Annotated in this window: 11 protein-coding genes and 1 pseudogene; 6 read left to right on the top strand and 6 right to left on the bottom strand. The window is 66.5% G+C overall.

The features are described from left to right. Positions 1 to 144 precede the first annotated feature (144 nt). The 3 genes and pseudogenes from ACE3P6_RS04090 to ACE3P6_RS04080 form a co-directional block, all read right to left on the bottom strand. A pseudogene (locus ACE3P6_RS04090) lies at positions 145 to 558 on the bottom strand (FAD-dependent oxidoreductase); the annotation flags it as partial. Positions 559 to 663: 105 nt separating this feature from the next. Continuing rightward, positions 664 to 987 (bottom strand): 2Fe-2S iron-sulfur cluster-binding protein, encoded by a 324-nt coding sequence (locus ACE3P6_RS04085; RefSeq protein ID WP_374391855.1) that lies wholly within the window; start codon positions 985 to 987, stop codon positions 664 to 666. Between the two features lie 88 nt (positions 988 to 1,075). Beyond that, the gene (locus tag ACE3P6_RS04080) at positions 1,076 to 2,203 is read right to left on the bottom strand and encodes an aromatic ring-hydroxylating dioxygenase subunit alpha (RefSeq protein WP_374391853.1); all 1,128 of its coding nucleotides are present in this window, start codon (positions 2,201 to 2,203) and stop codon (positions 1,076 to 1,078) included. A gap of 221 nt (positions 2,204 to 2,424) precedes the next feature. Here ACE3P6_RS04080 and ACE3P6_RS04075 point away from each other — a divergent pair, with 221 nt between their 5' ends. The 6 genes from ACE3P6_RS04075 (at position 2,425) to ACE3P6_RS04050 (ending at position 9,217) form a co-directional block, all read left to right on the top strand. Next, positions 2,425 to 3,723 carry an FAD-dependent oxidoreductase gene (locus tag ACE3P6_RS04075; RefSeq protein ID WP_374391851.1) on the top strand — a complete coding sequence of 433 codons (1,299 nt, stop codon included), beginning with the start codon at positions 2,425 to 2,427 and terminating at the stop codon, positions 3,721 to 3,723. 11 nt (positions 3,724 to 3,734) lie between these two features. Further along, complete coding sequence (locus ACE3P6_RS04070; protein ID WP_374391849.1) at positions 3,735 to 4,016, top strand: sarcosine oxidase subunit delta; 282 nt, start codon at positions 3,735 to 3,737, stop codon at positions 4,014 to 4,016. Then, on the top strand, positions 4,013 to 6,892 hold the full coding sequence (locus ACE3P6_RS04065; RefSeq protein WP_374391848.1) for a 2Fe-2S iron-sulfur cluster-binding protein: 2,880 nt from the start codon (positions 4,013 to 4,015) through the stop codon (positions 6,890 to 6,892). Before ACE3P6_RS04070 ends, ACE3P6_RS04065 begins: the two co-directional genes overlap by 4 nt. Further along, on the top strand, positions 6,885 to 7,436 hold the full coding sequence (locus ACE3P6_RS04060) for a hypothetical protein (RefSeq protein WP_374391846.1): 552 nt from the start codon (positions 6,885 to 6,887) through the stop codon (positions 7,434 to 7,436). Before ACE3P6_RS04065 ends, ACE3P6_RS04060 begins: the two co-directional genes overlap by 8 nt. Before the next feature lie 2 nt (positions 7,437 to 7,438). After that, entirely contained in the window at positions 7,439 to 8,476 is a 1,038-nt protein-coding gene (locus ACE3P6_RS04055) for a Rieske 2Fe-2S domain-containing protein (RefSeq protein WP_374391844.1), read from the top strand. A 93-nt stretch (positions 8,477 to 8,569) separates the two neighbouring features. Then, on the top strand, positions 8,570 to 9,217 hold the full coding sequence (locus ACE3P6_RS04050) for a GntR family transcriptional regulator (RefSeq protein WP_374391842.1): 648 nt from the start codon (positions 8,570 to 8,572) through the stop codon (positions 9,215 to 9,217). Positions 9,218 to 9,240: 23 nt separating this feature from the next. Here ACE3P6_RS04050 and ACE3P6_RS04045 read toward each other — a convergent pair whose 3' ends face one another. The 3 genes from ACE3P6_RS04045 to ACE3P6_RS04035 all read right to left on the bottom strand — a co-directional run bounded on the left by ACE3P6_RS04045 (position 9,241) and on the right by ACE3P6_RS04035 (position 14,408). After that, on the bottom strand, positions 9,241 to 10,272 hold the full coding sequence (locus ACE3P6_RS04045) for a GlxA family transcriptional regulator (RefSeq protein WP_374391840.1): 1,032 nt from the start codon (positions 10,270 to 10,272) through the stop codon (positions 9,241 to 9,243). Positions 10,273 to 10,369: 97 nt separating this feature from the next. Next, complete coding sequence (locus ACE3P6_RS04040) at positions 10,370 to 11,893, bottom strand: trimethylamine methyltransferase family protein (protein WP_374391838.1); 1,524 nt, start codon at positions 11,891 to 11,893, stop codon at positions 10,370 to 10,372. Positions 11,894 to 11,999: 106 nt separating this feature from the next. Next, positions 12,000 to 14,408 (bottom strand): FAD-dependent oxidoreductase, encoded by a 2,409-nt coding sequence (locus tag ACE3P6_RS04035; protein WP_374391836.1) that lies wholly within the window; start codon positions 14,406 to 14,408, stop codon positions 12,000 to 12,002. Positions 14,409 to 14,411: the final 3 nt, after the last annotated feature.

Below are 14,411 nucleotides of genomic sequence, written 5' to 3'. Positions count from 1 at the left end.
TTCAACAACCGCCGCCTGCTGGAGCCCATCGGAAACATCCCGCCCGCCGAAGCCGAGGCGAACTTCTACGCCGCTCTGGACGTTGAACCCATGGCCGCGTAACTAACCGAGATCAGCCTCCGGCAAACCCGGTGCGGTTCACTCGGGTGCCATCACGTCAACGTCGGCAAGGGTGCGGATCGTGTAGACGCCCCTCAAATCCCCGCCGATCGTGGCAGGAAGTCGTCGCGGCAGAGCGCCGGTGGCCAGCACCAGTTGCTCATAGGGGAGGGTCTTGCTGCCGACGCGCAAGGTTCTTGCCGCCCGATTGATTGCCGTGACGTCCGTGCCGAGCTCTAGCGTCACGCCCTGGGCTTCCCAGAAGGACGGGGCACGAAGGTAAAGGCGCTCCAGCTCCATCTTGCCCAGGAGATAGCCCTTCGAAAGCGGCGGCCTTTGATAGGGCGGCACAGGCTCTGCACCGATCATCGTCAAAGTGCCCGCATGGCCCAGACTGCGCAGCCTTGCGGCAAGGGATGCCCCGGCCTGCCCGGCACCGACGATGACGATCCCCGTCATGGCGTAACTCCCTGGTCATGGTGTGCTTCTGACCCGCCTGCGCATCCGCCGCGCGTCCGGGGCCGGGTGACAATCCGTCGGCGGCTAAGGCGCAGGGTGGGGCCCTCAGATCTGCTGGTCGGGCAGTTGCACAATCAACCCGTCAAGCGTTTCGTCGATCCTGATCTGGCAGGTCAGCCGCGACCGCGCCGGATCGGGCTCGTGGGCGAAATCCAGCATGTCGGCCTCCATCGTGCCCCGTGCCGGCAACCGCCCGATCCATGCCGGATCGACATAGACATGGCAGGTGGCGCAGGCGCACGCCCCGCCGCAATCGGCCTCGACCCCGGGAATGCCGTTGTCGCGGGCGGCTTCCATCACCGTCTGGCCTTGCGGGACATCGACGACATGGGCGCGGCCGCCGTGCTCGACATAGGTGATCCTGACCATCTCTCGCTTGCCTCTTTCGTGAAGATTGACCGGATGCGGCCGGGCCAGAGGCTGCCGCCGATCCCGTGCCATGCGGCGCGGCCGCCGCTCAGGCGAGTTTCCTCGCCATGTATTGCAGGAAGTCCCAGATCGTGCCCTCGAAGTCGTCCGGCGCCAGCGGCCCACTGCGGAAATAGCGTGTGTTCTGCGCCTGTTGCAGCGTCTCGAGCTTCGCCTGATCCTCGGCATTGAACGCCTTGCACAGGTCGACGTAGCGGATCACTTCCTCATCCTGCGGATCGGTCTTGAACCCGGCCACGCCCCAGCGGATCGCCACCCTGTCGACCCCGGCGGGGCGCAGGCAGAGATAGAGCGTGTAATTCGCCGCCACGGCGACCACGAAGCTGGGGAAGATGTTGAACAGCACCGTGTTGCGCTGCTCGTCCTCGGTCATGTCCGCGTGAAAGGGGCCGCGCGGCGGGAAGCTGGGGTCGTAGTAGGAGCGGTAGGCGGTCCAACGCTCCTCTCCCGGCACCTTCCTGCAAAGCTCCGTCGGCGTCATCGGCTGCAAGGTCTTCGGATGGGTAGCGAAGAGGTGGTAACCCTCCATGAAATTCTCGGTGAGGTTCTTCCAGTTGGTGTTCCAGACCGCCTCGTCGGTGAAGAGGAGGTTCCGGCCCTCGTTGTGGTAGTTGCGCAGGATGCGGTCCAACGTCGCCAGTTGCGGTGCCAGTGGCTGTGCGTTTCCGTCAAGATTGACGAAGATGAAATTGTTCCAGACCGTCGAGGCGAGCTGCGGCAGATTGCACTTCTTCCGCTCGAACCCCTCGACCTTGCTCATCAGCGGCGCGGTCTTCAACGCACCGTCGAGGCCGTAGGTCCAGGCATGGTAGCCGCAGACGAAGCTGCGCCTGTTGCCCTTGCCCTCGGCAACAAGATTGCCGCGGTGACGGCAGACATTGGAGAGGACATGCACCTCTCCATCCGCCGCGCGGGATACGATCAGTTGCTCGCCGACGAGTTCGGTCGTGAAGTAGTCGCCGACGTTCGGGATCTCGCCGGTATGGCCGATGCAGATCCATTCCTCGCGGAAGATCTGCTCCTTCTCGAGCTCATGGAAATTGGCGCAGGTGTAGAAGGCGGGAAGCATGCTGCGTGCCCCGGACGGCAGCGTGACCGCGATCTCGCCAAGTTCCAGTCGGATGGCCTCGACGGCCGGCGCTGTCGCTGTGTGCATGTCTGTCCCTCCGGATGCCGAAACTGTGATCACAGATTCGGTAGCACAAGCCGTCATCTCGTTCCAGCGAAATTTGCGCAGCGTCGTTCCAGGAGAGGCGGGGAAACTCGCCTATCAGGTTCGGCCGGTGGGGCGGCCGATCGGAAAACGACCCGCACTTTCGTGCCTGCGGTATCTGAGATCGCAGATCGGCTCTCTGCACTTGTCAAATCTCTCCACTGATGTTATCTGTGATCACAGTTGCGATTCAGCGGAGCGTGGCGGACATGGCCTATTCGGGACTCTCGGTCGCTGCGCATGCCGCTCTGGGTAACAGGCACTGGCCGCCCGCCTTTACCACGCCGGATCTGCGAAGCTCTTATGATATCGTGATTATTGGCGGGGGCGGGCACGGTCTCGCCACGGTCCATTACCTTGCCGCCAGACACGGCATCACGAATGTCGCGGTCTTGGAGGCCGGGTGGCTGGGTGGTGGAAATACCGCGCGCAACACCACGATCGTGCGCTCGGACTACCTGCTGAACTCGAGCTTCGGGCTGAAGAACCTTGCCCTTGCCCTCTGGGCGGACCTCGGCCGGGAGCTGAACTTCAACCTGATGTACGAGGCCCGGGGCTATGTCGACCTCGCCCATTCCGATGGCGAGCTTGAGCATTTCACGTTGCGGGCCAACGCCATGCGCCTGCGCGGAGCCAGGGCCGACATTCTGACCGGCGAGGCACTGCAGTCGCGGGTGCCTGAACTGGACCTCCGCAGCCCCAAGCGATTTCCGATTGCGGGGGCGCTGGTGCAGGCGGCGGGCGGCGTCGTGCGGCACGATGCCGTGGCCTGGGGCCTTGCCCGCAAGGCCACGGCGGCGGGTGTCCACATCTTCCAGAACTGCCCGGCGGTCGGCTTTGATATCAAGTCGAACAGGATTTCAGCAGTTCATACGCCACGGGGCCGGATTGCATGCGGACAGGCGCTGATCTCGGTGGCGGGGGCCAGCGGGGCCGTGGCGGGGCTGGCCGGCCTCGACCTGCCGATCCATCCGGTCAACGTACAGGCCATGGTGACCGAGCCGGTGAAGCCCGCGCTGGACGCGGTGGTCAACTACAACGCGGGCCTCAGCTACGTCAGCCAGACCGGCAAGGGCGAGTTCGTGCTGGGCGGGGCGACGGACGGCTACCTGTCCCATGCCCGGCGCGGCAGTTTCGAGCGACTCGAGGATGTGCTGGCCCGCGCGGTGCAGATCTTCCCCTTCCTGTCGCGGCTGCGGCTGATGCGGCACTGGTCGGGCACGGCCGACATCACGCTGGACGGCAATGCGATCGTCGGCCGCACGCCCGTCGACGGCCTGATGATCAACGCCGGCTGGGGCTATGCGGGGTTCAAGGCGACGCCGGCGGTCGGCCGGTGCATGGCCGATCTCCTGGCTACAGGCACCTTGCCCGACCTCATCGCCCCTTTCGCGCTGGAACGCTTCACGACCGGGGCCGAGCAGGACGATGCCGGGATCGGCCCCTATCCCTGGCTGCATTGAGGGAACGCGAGATGCTTCTTCTTCCCTGTCCGTATTGCGGCCCGCGCGATGAAGGCGAATTCCACTATGGCGGCCCGCTGCGCGCCCTGCCGCCGATGGATGGCACCGCCGATGCAGCGGCCTGGCAGGCTGTGCTGGGCGCGGGTGCACCCTCTGGCCATCCGGGCGGCCCGTTGCGCGAAATCTGGTATCACGCCAGCGGCTGCGAGCGCTGGATCACCCTGAGCCGCGGCCTCGTCTCGCACGACATTCCAGATGCGGCCCGCGCAGCCGAAAGGGGCGGGCAGCCATGAGCCGTCTGCCCTCCGGCGGCCGGATCGACCGCGGCACGGTCCTCTCCTTCACCTTCGATGGCGAGGAGATGCACGGCCATCCCGGCGACACGCTGGCCTCGGCCCTGCTGGCGCAGGACCGCCATTTCGTTGCCCGGTCGATCAAATATCATCGGCCGCGCGGCATCCTCTCGGCGGGGATCGAGGAACCCTCGGCCCTGGTCACCGTGGCCGACGCCACCGGATCGACGCCGAACCTGAAGGCCACCGAGGTTGCGCTTCGCGACGGGCTTCGCGTCTTCAGCCAGAACGCCTGGCCCCGCCTGGAAAGGGATGCGGGCGCGCTGATCGGGCTGGGTGGCAGGGCGCTGGGCGCGGGCTTCTACTACAAGACCTTCCTCTGGCCGGCAGGCGCCTGGTCGGGAACCTGGTCCCGCCTGATCCGCCGCATGGCCGGGCACGGCAAGGCCGATCCGCCCCCGGACCCGGCGCTGTACGACAAGCGCCGTAAAAGCTGCGACATACTGGTTATCGGCGCCGGTCCCGCGGGACTTTCGGCGGCCCTCGCCGCGGCGCAGTCCGGCGCGACGGTAGTGCTGGTCGAGCAGGATCAGGCGCTGGGCGGCAGCCTTCTCTACAGCCGCGAAACTGCACAGGGCCTGTCCGCGGTCGACTGGGCGCAGGATGCCGCAGCCGCGCTGGGGGAGTTGTCGAACGTCACCGTCATGCCCCGCACGCTGGCCTTCGGGCACTACGACCATGGGTTAGTCCAGGCGGTCGAGACCCGGCCGCCCGGCAGCGCCGCCCGGGCGATCCTCTGGAAGATCCGCGCCCGCCGCATCCTTCTGGCCACTGGCGCGATCGAGCGGCCGGTGGTCTTTCCGGGCAACGACCGGCCTGGGGTCATGCTGGCGGGTGCGGTCCGCCAATACATCCGCCGGTTCGCCGTCGCGCCCGGCCGCCACGCCATCGTCGCCGTGGCCGATCCGGAGGAACGCGCCGACACCGTCGCCGCCCTGTCCGAGGCCGGGATCAGCGTCGCGGCCGTGCTGGGGCCCGATGCGCGGATCCTCGGCACCTCCGGGCGGCGGCACCTTGCCGGTCTGCGCTGGCGCGACGCCGACGGCAAACGGTTCAGGGTGGCCTGCGATCTTCTGTGCGTCTCGGCGGGCTGGGCCCCTACGGCCCATCTCCTTGCCCAGAAGGGCGGGGCGCTGGCATTCGATCCGAAGACGCAAAGCCTGATGCCGGACGACAAAGGCGTCACGATGCGCCCGGTTGGCGGCGCGCGCGGGGTTCTGGACCCGGCGGATTGCATTGCCGATGGCAAGGCCGCAGCGCATGAGGCCATGGCCGAGCTTCAGATGCACAAGCCTCTGCATCCCGCCCGCCCCGCCGCGACGCCTGCGCCGGAAGGCCGCTTCACCTCCGGCCCGGGAAAGGCATTCGTCGACCTGCAGAACGATGTCACCCGCGAAGACATCGCGCTGGCGCAGCACGAGGGTTACGGCAATGTCGAACTGACCAAGCGTTACACCACGCTTGGCATGGGCACCGATCAGGGCAAGACCAGCTGGACCAACGGCATCCTCGAGATCGCCGCGCTGACCCGGCGTCCGCCGGCCGAGATCGGCCACGCCACCTGTCGACCGCCCTTTTCGCCGGTTTCCATCGGCGCCCTTGTCGGCACGGAAACCGGCGAGCAGATGCTGCCGACGCGGCGCACCCCGTTCCACCGCGGCTTCGAGCGGCTGGGATGCGTCTTCCAGACCTCGAGCTCCTGGCTCTATCCCCGCTACTTCCCGAAGCCGGGCGAGACCATGGCGGACGCCATCGAACGGGAATGCCGGGCGGTGCGCGGGGCGCTCGGGTGTGTCGACATGTCGACGCTGGGCAAGTTCGACGTGCAGGGTAGCGATGCGATGGAGTTCCTGTCGCGGCTCTACTGCAACAACTTCGCGACCCTGCAACCAGGCCGGTTGCGATATGCGCTGATGCTGCGGGAAGACGGCTATGTCTTCGACGACGGCACCATCGCCCGTCTGGGCGAGACCCATTTCCTGGTCACCGCGACGACGGCGCGGTCCACCGCGGTCTCGCGGCACATGCTGAAATCCGCGCAACTGGACTGGCCGGCCCTGAATGTCACGCTGACCCCGGTCAGCGATCACTGGGCCTCGCTGGCCATCGCAGGGCCGAAGGCGCGCAGCCTGCTTCAGGCGCTGGCGCCGGATTTCGACGTTACCCGCGAGGGCTTTCCCTTCGCCTCGGTGCGGACCGGCACGCTTGGCGGCAACCTGCCGGTGCGGGTCTTCTCGGTCAGCTTCTCGGGCGAGTCGAGTTTCGAGATCAACACCCCCGCCGGATTTGCCGAAACCTTGCTCGACCGGGTCATGGAGCGCGGGGCCGAATGGGGCATCGTTCCCTACGGGCTCGAGGCTCTGGACGTGCTGAGGATCGAGAAGGGCCATCTCTCGGTCGGCACGGAGATCGACGGAAGACGGACGCCCGGCGATCTGGGAATGGGCGGGATGGTCTCGACGAAGAAGGATTTCGTCGGCCGCGCCCTCCTGTCGCGCCCCGCGCTGCAGGCGGAGGGGCGGGAGCTGCTGGTCGGCCTGGTTCCCGAAGACGGGCGGACCGCCATCCCCTTCGGCGCCTGTCTCAGTATCTCCGATCTCGACGCGCAGGGCCGTGCCAGTGCCTGCGGTCATCTGACCGCCTCGGTCCCGCGCTCCACCCTAGGCCATCCGATCGCCCTGGCCTTCCTGGAGAACGGCGCGGCGCGGATGGGCGAGGTCCTCTGGGCGCATTCGCCGGTTGCCGGCATCTCGATGCGGGTGCGCGTCACGCCCGCCTGCGCCCATGACGTGCAAGGAGAGCGCCTTCATGCCTGAGCCGCTACCCGCAACTCCCGCCACCGATGCGGGCGGTCATCTGCCGGGACCGCTCGGCTTGCGGCTGGACGAGGCGTTCCTGCCGCTGACCGCACTGAACGGCGCGGCGGCGGCGCTGGACGCCATCCTTCCCTTCGGCACATGGCGGGAGAGCGGGGGCGTGCTGTATCTGCGCTACGCGCCCGGCACGGTTCTTCTTTCAGGACCGCCCCCCGAAGGCCCCTTCATCGCGGTGGAAATCGGCCATGGGCTGACCCGTTTCCGGCTGCGCGGGGTGGAGGCGCTGCATTTCCTTGGCCACTGCACCCGCGTCGACCTGCACGCGGCCCCTGTCCGCCGGGATCGGGCGATCCGCACCCGGCTGAACCAGCATGACTGCGCGCTCTGGTGGTCGACGACGCGGGACGTCCACATCCTTGTCGAACGCCCGCTCGCGCAGTCGTTCGTCGATCACCTGCGCCAGCTTTGCCTGCGCCACGACCTTGCCGATCCATCGCAAACGCCGCGTCCGGTCGCCCCGGACGCCGCTGACAGAAGGGGCTGACCATGTTTCTCCGCAATTGCTGGTATGTCGCCGCCTGGGACCACGAGGTGAACCGTGACCTGAAGCAGATCAGGGTACTGGGCGAAAAGATCGTGGTGTTCCGCACCGAAGCCGGCGACCCGGTCGCGCTGATCGACGCCTGCCCCCACCGCAAGCTTCCCCTGTCGAAGGGGCGGCTCAAGCACGACCACATCGAATGCGGCTATCACGGGCTGACCTTCGACTGCATGGGAAGCTGCGTCCGCGTCCCCGGCCAGGACCGCATTCCCGGCAGCGCCAATATCCATTCCTATCCGATGGTCAGCCGCTACGGCCTGGTCTGGATCTGGATGGGCGACCCCGCGCTTGCCGATCCGGCGAAGATCTTCACCGTCGAGCATTACGGCGATCCGGCCTGGGGCATGAACCACGGCGATGCGATCCCCTTCCCCTGCAACTACCTGTACATCACGGACAACCTTCTGGACCCCAGCCATGTCGCCTGGGTGCATCAAAGCTCGTTCGGCAATTCCGCCTGCGAGGAGGAGCCGCTGACGGTGACCGGCACCGAAACCGGGGTCATCGTCTCGCGCTGGATGTATGACGTCGAGGTGGCCCCCTTCTACCAAAGGCTCGTCCCTTTCGCCGGCAATTGCGACCGCGAGCAGCATTACGAGGTCCGCTATCCGTCGCTGGCCTATATCAAGGCGATCTTCACGCCCGCGGGCACCGGAGGGGACCTGACGAAACTGCCGGAAGGCAGGTATTTCCAGATGGACAGCTACAACTTAATGACGCCGGTCGACGAGCACACGACGCGCTACTACTGGTTCCAGCTTCGCAACGTGCATCCCGGGGATGAGGAGATTTCCAGCTACATGAACGCCTCGGTCGAGTTCGCCTTCAACGAGGATCGGGCGGTGCTGACCGAGGTGCAGAAGGGGATGCAGGAGAAGACCACCCGCAACATCGACATCGCCATCGATGCCGGCCCGCTGCTGTTCCGGCGGCGGTTGCAGAAGCTGATCGAGGCCGAGCAGAAGACCGCGGTCGAGGCGTGAGGCTGATGGCCACACCTTCGGCCAAGATCGTGTTGTAGTCACCACTGCCGGCTGTAGACTTGCGCAACGATATCCTGTGGGTGTGTTCCGACGATGACTCTGGCGGACAACGCGAAGGCCAATCTGAGCGAGAAGATCTACCTGGATCTGCGGCTTCGGCTGATCGTGGGCGATCTGGCGCCTGGCACCGCATTGTCGATCCGCACCCTGGCGGAGGAAGCCAATGTCTCCGCCATGCCCGTGCGCGAGGCGCTGAAGCGGCTTGAGAACGAGAAGGCGCTGACCGGTTCCGCCAAGCGCGCCTATCGGGTGCCTGCCGTCACGCCGGACGTCGCCTCGGATCTCTTCTTTCTTCGCGCCACGCTGGAAGGGGCGGCGGCCGAGTTGGCGATGGGCCGGCTGACGAAGGCGGACCTGAAGCAGTTGCGCGATTTTTCCCGGGCGATGGATGCCGCCTGGGAAAACGGCGATGCCCGCACCTTCCTTCTCAACAACTTCCGCTTCCATTCGCTGATCTACTGGAGCTGCGGCAACCAGGACCTGAGCGAGCTTGCCGAAATCCTCTATGCGCGAAGCGGTCCCTGGCTGGGCAAGGCGATACGGGAACTGGCCGACAAGTCGGACTGGGCGAACGAGCACCATGACATCATCGACGCCTTCGATGCGGGCGATAAGGTCCGTGTCCGACGGCTGATCGAATCCGACGTGAACTGGGGCACGGCGCTGTTCCGCAGCATCTGACGGCATTCCGTCCCGCCTGCCGGTCAGGACCGGCCGGCCGCGGCGCCGATCCGGCTGCCCCGGAACAGCCGGTATTTCGAGGGCGTGACGCCGAAGGCGCGCTTGAAATGCCTGTTGAAGGTGGCCGACCCGCGAAACCCGCAGGCAAGCGCGATCTCGACGATCTCCATCGAGCTTTGTTCGAGAAGCTTCATCGCATGGTTCAGCTGCGCCTGCCGGCCGAACTTCTGCGGAGAGGTTTGCAGGTGCCTGGCAAACAGCCGTTCCAGCTGGCGCACCGAGACCTTGGCCGAACTGGCGACCTTCTGCATCGACGGCGGGTCTTCGATCATCGATTCCAGCATGTCGATCGCCACGCCCAGCTCGCGCGAGACGCCGCGGTAGCGGTTGGCCGCGAAGCGCGGTTGCGGCCGGTTGCCGTTGCGCACGGATTCCACCAGAAGCTGGGCCGATACCTCGCTGGCCACATCCTGCCCCAACCGTTCGCGGATCAGCGCGAAGACGAGGTCAAGCGCTGCCGTCTCGCCGGGGCTGGTGATGACATGGCCGTCGCGCACGAAGATCGACTCCTGCACCGAGGCCGAGGAGACGGTTTCGCGCAGGCTTGCCACCCGGGTCCAGTGATCGGTGCAGCCAGTGACCAGGCCGCTTTGCGCAAGCACATGCACCGCCGCCCCGATCACGCAGATCGGCTTTGCGTGGCGCCGGGCACTGCGGGCCAGCCGCAGCACCATCCGGGCCTGCTCGGCCGTCAGGGCCTCTCCGGTGCAGAGAAACAACCCGTCATGCCAGTCGACCAGCCCGTCCGCGGCCCCCGCGCGATCTATGGCGTGATCCACGACCACCTGCACGCCCGAGCGCGACAGCGGCCAGCGCGAGGGGAAACCCACCAGCCTGACCTTCTCTCCGGTATGGCCGGCCTGGCGGCTGGCCAACGACAGGGCTTCGGTGATGGCGCTGAGCGACAGCATCGAGAACCCGTCGGTCAGCAGGACGGCAACCGACAGGCCCGAGGCGGCTTTTGCACCAAAGGGGGCAGGGTCGGCAACGGGCATTCTATCCAGCATCTGGCAGGTGCCTTCCGTAGGGATGGAGGTTCGGCCGGGGCGGGCGAGGGCGGGGCGGGGCCACATGGGCGCGGCCGGCCAAGGTTCAGGCGCCGTTGCGCCCGATCTCTTCCTTGCGCCGGGCGACGTAGGCTTCCAGCTCTTCCTCGACGGCCGGGTCTATGGGCGGCTTTTCATACTCCGCCAGCAGCTTCTTCCAGATCTCGTTGGCGCGTTGCGTTGCGGTCCTGGCCCCGTCATCGCGCCAGTTTTCGTAATTGCGCCAATCGGAAAGGATGGGGCTGTAGAAGGCGTTCCTGTAGCGGGCGAGGGTGTGGCTCGTGCCGAAGAAGTGCCCCGAAGGCCCCACCTCGGCGATCGCGTCGAAACCGATCGCGTCCTCGCTGAGATCGAGCGGCTCGAGGAAGGCCGCCTGCATCTGCAGGAGTTCGGCATCGAGGATCAGCTTCTCGAAAGAGCAGGTCAGGCCCCCCTCCAGCCAGCCGCCCGCATGCATCATCACATTGATATGGCCCTGGATGCACGCGTTGATCGACATGCCGGATTCGTAGGCCGCCTGCAGATCGACGCAGGCAGAGGCCGTGGTGTTCGACGATCTGATCGGCAGGCCATAGCGCCGCGCCAACTGGCCCGAGACGATGGTCGACTGGGCATATTCGGGCGTGCCGAAGGCGGGGGAACCTGTCTTCATGTCGACGTTCGAGGTGAAATGGCCGTAGAAGACCGGCGCCCCGCGGCAGGCGGCCTGTCCCAGCACGATGCCGGCAAGCGCCTCGGCGTTCTGCTGGACCAGAGAGCCGCCGATGGTCGCCGGGCTCATCGCACCCGAGAGGGTGAAGGGCGTGACATGGACCGGCTGGCCGGCGCGGGCGAATTCGATCAGCGCCTCGGCCTGTCCATCGTCCAGAAGCAGGGGCGAGTTGGTGTTGATGCCGCCCAGAATGCCGGGGCGGGCGCAGAGGCCCGCCTCGTCGGTCTGCAGCGCGATCCGGGCCATCTCGATGCAATCGCGGGCGCGTTCGGCCGTGTTCATCCAGCAGGGCTGCCAGCCCTTGTCGCACAGGGTCGTCTGCGCCAGCATCATGTCGAGATGCCGGCTCTCGGGCGGCAGTTCCAAGGGCTCGCAGCCCGCGCCGCCCTCGTGATGGAAGATGTTCAGCGAGGCGGAAAGCTTCACGAAATTCCGCACGTCTTCCAGCGTTCCGGCCCGCCGCCCGCGATCGAGGTCGGAAACGAAGGAGGGGCCGCAGACGGTGGCGAAGGTCAAGGAATTTCCCCCGACCCGCACGGTCTTCTCGGGGTTGCGGGCGTGGATGGTGAATTCCGACGGGATGCCGGTCAGCATCTCCTCGACCAGGGCAGGGTCAAGCCGGACCCGGTGGTTGTCCGGGTCGACGTCGGCGCCGATCCCCCTCAGCAGATCGCGGGCCACGGCGCTTTCCACTTTCAGCCCGATGTCACGAAGCACCTTGAGGCTGGTGTGGTGGATGGTCTCGACCTGATCGGCCGAGACCAGTTCGACCGGGCGGAGCGGGTTGCGCACTTCGCCGAAGGGCCGCTGGGTCAGGGTGGCGGTGCGGGGCGAACGTGAGGCGGGACGGCGTGACATGGCGGGTCTCCTGTGGCTGGGGTCAAGACGGCTCTCACGCCTTCGGGACACCTGCCCAAGTCTCTGAATGTATGATCATTTGCACCGTGCGTCTCATGTCCTGCCCTCAGGCCCGCATACGAAGGCCATCGGGATCGTAAAGCGGCCGCGTCTCAAGCCGGGCGGGGCGCTGCTGGCCGAAGATCTCGACGGCATAGCGGCCGCTTTCCTGCCAGGCGTCGGGGCGCAGGTAGCCAAGGGCGATATGCCTGCCCACCGCCGGGCCGAAGCCGCCGGAAGACACATAGCCCACGGGCGCGCCATCCAGGAAGATCGCCTCGTCGCCCCAGATCGCGAAATCGCCGGCATCGACGGTCAGCGTCACCGGCCTTTCCCGCGCCGGCCCATAGGCCGCGGCCGCGTCGCGACCGACGAAGCCGCCCTTTTCCAGCCTCACGTGATCCATCATGCCGCATTCATGGGCGAAGTAATCCGGCGTCAGTTCGCTTCCCCAGGCGGCGAAGCTCTTCTCCAGCCGCAGCATCATCAGGCTGCGGAGGCCGACAAGGGCAAGGTCGTTCTTCACGCCCTCCCGGCGCAGCGCCTCGAACAGCCGCGGCTGGTCGGCCTTGGGCAGATACATCTCGTATCCGGTCTCTCCGGTATAGGAGACGCGGAGCGTGGCCACATCGGGAATCCCGGCAAGGGTGATCCGGTCCGCATCCATGAAGCGGAACTGCGCGGTTCCCATCTCGCGTTCGGCCAGGGCAGAGATCAGGGCCTGCGCATTGGGCCCGGCGATGCTGAGCCCGGCAAGATCGTCCGAAAGGTTGGTCAGCGACACGCCCTCGGCCGGCAGGTATTTGCGGAAGTGGCGCAGATAGGCCAGTTGCATCGCATAGGTGCCCACCACGAGATAGTGGTCGCCAAGGTTCGACACGGTGAAATCCCCGATCACCCGCCCGCTGTCCGACAGCATCGGCGACAGGCACAGCCGGCCCGGCCTCGGCAGCCGGTTTGCCATGATCCGGTCCAGCCAGGCGCCGGCATTCGGGCCGGAGACCCTGAACTTCGCCATGTCGGAGAATTCATACAGCCCGACCGCCTGACGCACATGCCGGCCCTCGTCGGCGACGGGGCCCCACCAGTTGGGCTGCCGATAGGTCAGGCTGTCCCGTGCCTCGGTCCCTTTCGGCGCATACCATGTCACATGCTCGCGCCCGAAGCCGGTGCCGAAGACCGCGCCCTCGGCGGCCAGCAGGTCATGGACCGGCGACATGGCAAGCGGGCGGGCGGCGGGGAAACTCTGGTAGGGGAAGATCTTTTCCGAGCGGTTCTCGTAGAAATACCGCGTCATGTCTTCGGTATATTTCCTGCTGGCCCAGTCGCCGAACCGCGCGACGTCCCAGTTGAAGAGGTCCAGCGACGGCTCGCCGCCGATGATCCATTCGGCGATGACCCGGCCAATGCCGCCGCCCTGGTTGAAGCCCGCCATGACGCCATTGCCGCAGAAGTAGTTGCGCAGCGCAGGGTGCGGGCCGATCAGCGGGCCGAGGTCGGGCGAGAAGATCATCGGACCGTTGATCACACGCTTCACTCCGGCCTCGGCCAGACAGGGCATGATCTCCACCGATCTCTCGAAATTCCATTCCATGCAGCCCAGGTCGTCGGGCAGCAGTTCGTGGCCGAAGTCGGGCGGCGTGCCATCCTTTGCCCAATGCCGCATCCGCTTTTCATAGGCGCCCAGCAGCAGGCCCATTCCCTCTTGCCGCGCATAGCAGCCGGTCTCGTTGTCGTTGATCTGCGGCAGTTCGAAGCCGAGGCTCTCGATCAGAGGGATGGCCTCGGTCACCAGGTAATGATGCTCGACCGGCATCAGCGGCAGTTCGATCCCGGCCATCCGGGCAACCTCGCGGCCCCAGAGGCCGGCGGCATTCACGACATATTCGGCGTGGATGGTGCCCTTGTCGGTGACGACATCCCAGCTGCCATCCGCGCGCTGGGTCGTCGCGGTCACCGGGGTGAAGCGATGGATGGTGGCGCCAAGCTTGCGGGCGGCGGCGGCGAAGGCATGGGTGGCCGAGGCGGGGTCGACATGGCCGCCTTCCTCTTCCCAGAAGGCGCCGACCATGCGCGAGGTGTCCAGGACCGGGGCCCGCGCCTTCGCCTCGTCCAGCGAGATGAAATGCCCCTCGATTCCAAGGCGGCGGCAGGCGCTCTGCATCCGCGCGTTGGAGTCGATCTCGTCCTGCGTGCGGCAGACGTTCAGGCCGCCGGTGAAATGGAACCCGCAGGGCTGACCGCTTTCCTTTTCCAGCTCCCGGTAGATCTGGAAGGTATAGCGGTGCATCTCGGCCGCCGAATTGGGGCGGACGACGGTGAACAGGCCGCCCGCCGCGTGCCAGCTGGAGCCAGAGGTCAGTTCCTGCCGCTCCAGCAGGACGACATCGCTCCAGCCGTTCCGGGCCAGATGGTAAAGGACGGAGCAGCCCACAACGCCCCCTCCGATGACGACAACGCGCGCCGTGGATTTCATCGC

Source organism: Tabrizicola sp. (assembly GCF_041911175.1).
Classification (GTDB): Bacteria; Pseudomonadota; Alphaproteobacteria; order Rhodobacterales; family Rhodobacteraceae; genus Tabrizicola.
Note: the sequence above shows the minus strand (reverse complement) of the source record. Positions and strands in the feature narration are given on the sequence as shown.

Coding starts and splice junctions, on each gene's coding strand:
- ACE3P6_RS04035 (WP_374391836.1), bottom strand. CDS start 14,408: ATGAAATCCACGGCGCGCGTTGTCGTCATCGGAGGGGGCGTTGTGGGC.
- ACE3P6_RS04060 (WP_374391846.1), top strand. CDS start 6,885: ATGCCTGAGCCGCTACCCGCAACTCCCGCCACCGATGCGGGCGGTCAT.
- ACE3P6_RS04080 (WP_374391853.1), bottom strand. CDS start 2,203: ATGCACACAGCGACAGCGCCGGCCGTCGAGGCCATCCGACTGGAACTT.
- ACE3P6_RS04045 (WP_374391840.1), bottom strand. CDS start 10,272: ATGCCCGTTGCCGACCCTGCCCCCTTTGGTGCAAAAGCCGCCTCGGGC.
- ACE3P6_RS04055 (WP_374391844.1), top strand. CDS start 7,439: ATGTTTCTCCGCAATTGCTGGTATGTCGCCGCCTGGGACCACGAGGTG.
- ACE3P6_RS04040 (WP_374391838.1), bottom strand. CDS start 11,893: ATGTCACGCCGTCCCGCCTCACGTTCGCCCCGCACCGCCACCCTGACC.
- ACE3P6_RS04085 (WP_374391855.1), bottom strand. CDS start 987: ATGGTCAGGATCACCTATGTCGAGCACGGCGGCCGCGCCCATGTCGTC.
- ACE3P6_RS04075 (WP_374391851.1), top strand. CDS start 2,425: ATGTTATCTGTGATCACAGTTGCGATTCAGCGGAGCGTGGCGGACATG.
- ACE3P6_RS04070 (WP_374391849.1), top strand. CDS start 3,735: ATGCTTCTTCTTCCCTGTCCGTATTGCGGCCCGCGCGATGAAGGCGAA.
- ACE3P6_RS04050 (WP_374391842.1), top strand. CDS start 8,570: ATGACTCTGGCGGACAACGCGAAGGCCAATCTGAGCGAGAAGATCTAC.
- ACE3P6_RS04065 (WP_374391848.1), top strand. CDS start 4,013: ATGAGCCGTCTGCCCTCCGGCGGCCGGATCGACCGCGGCACGGTCCTC.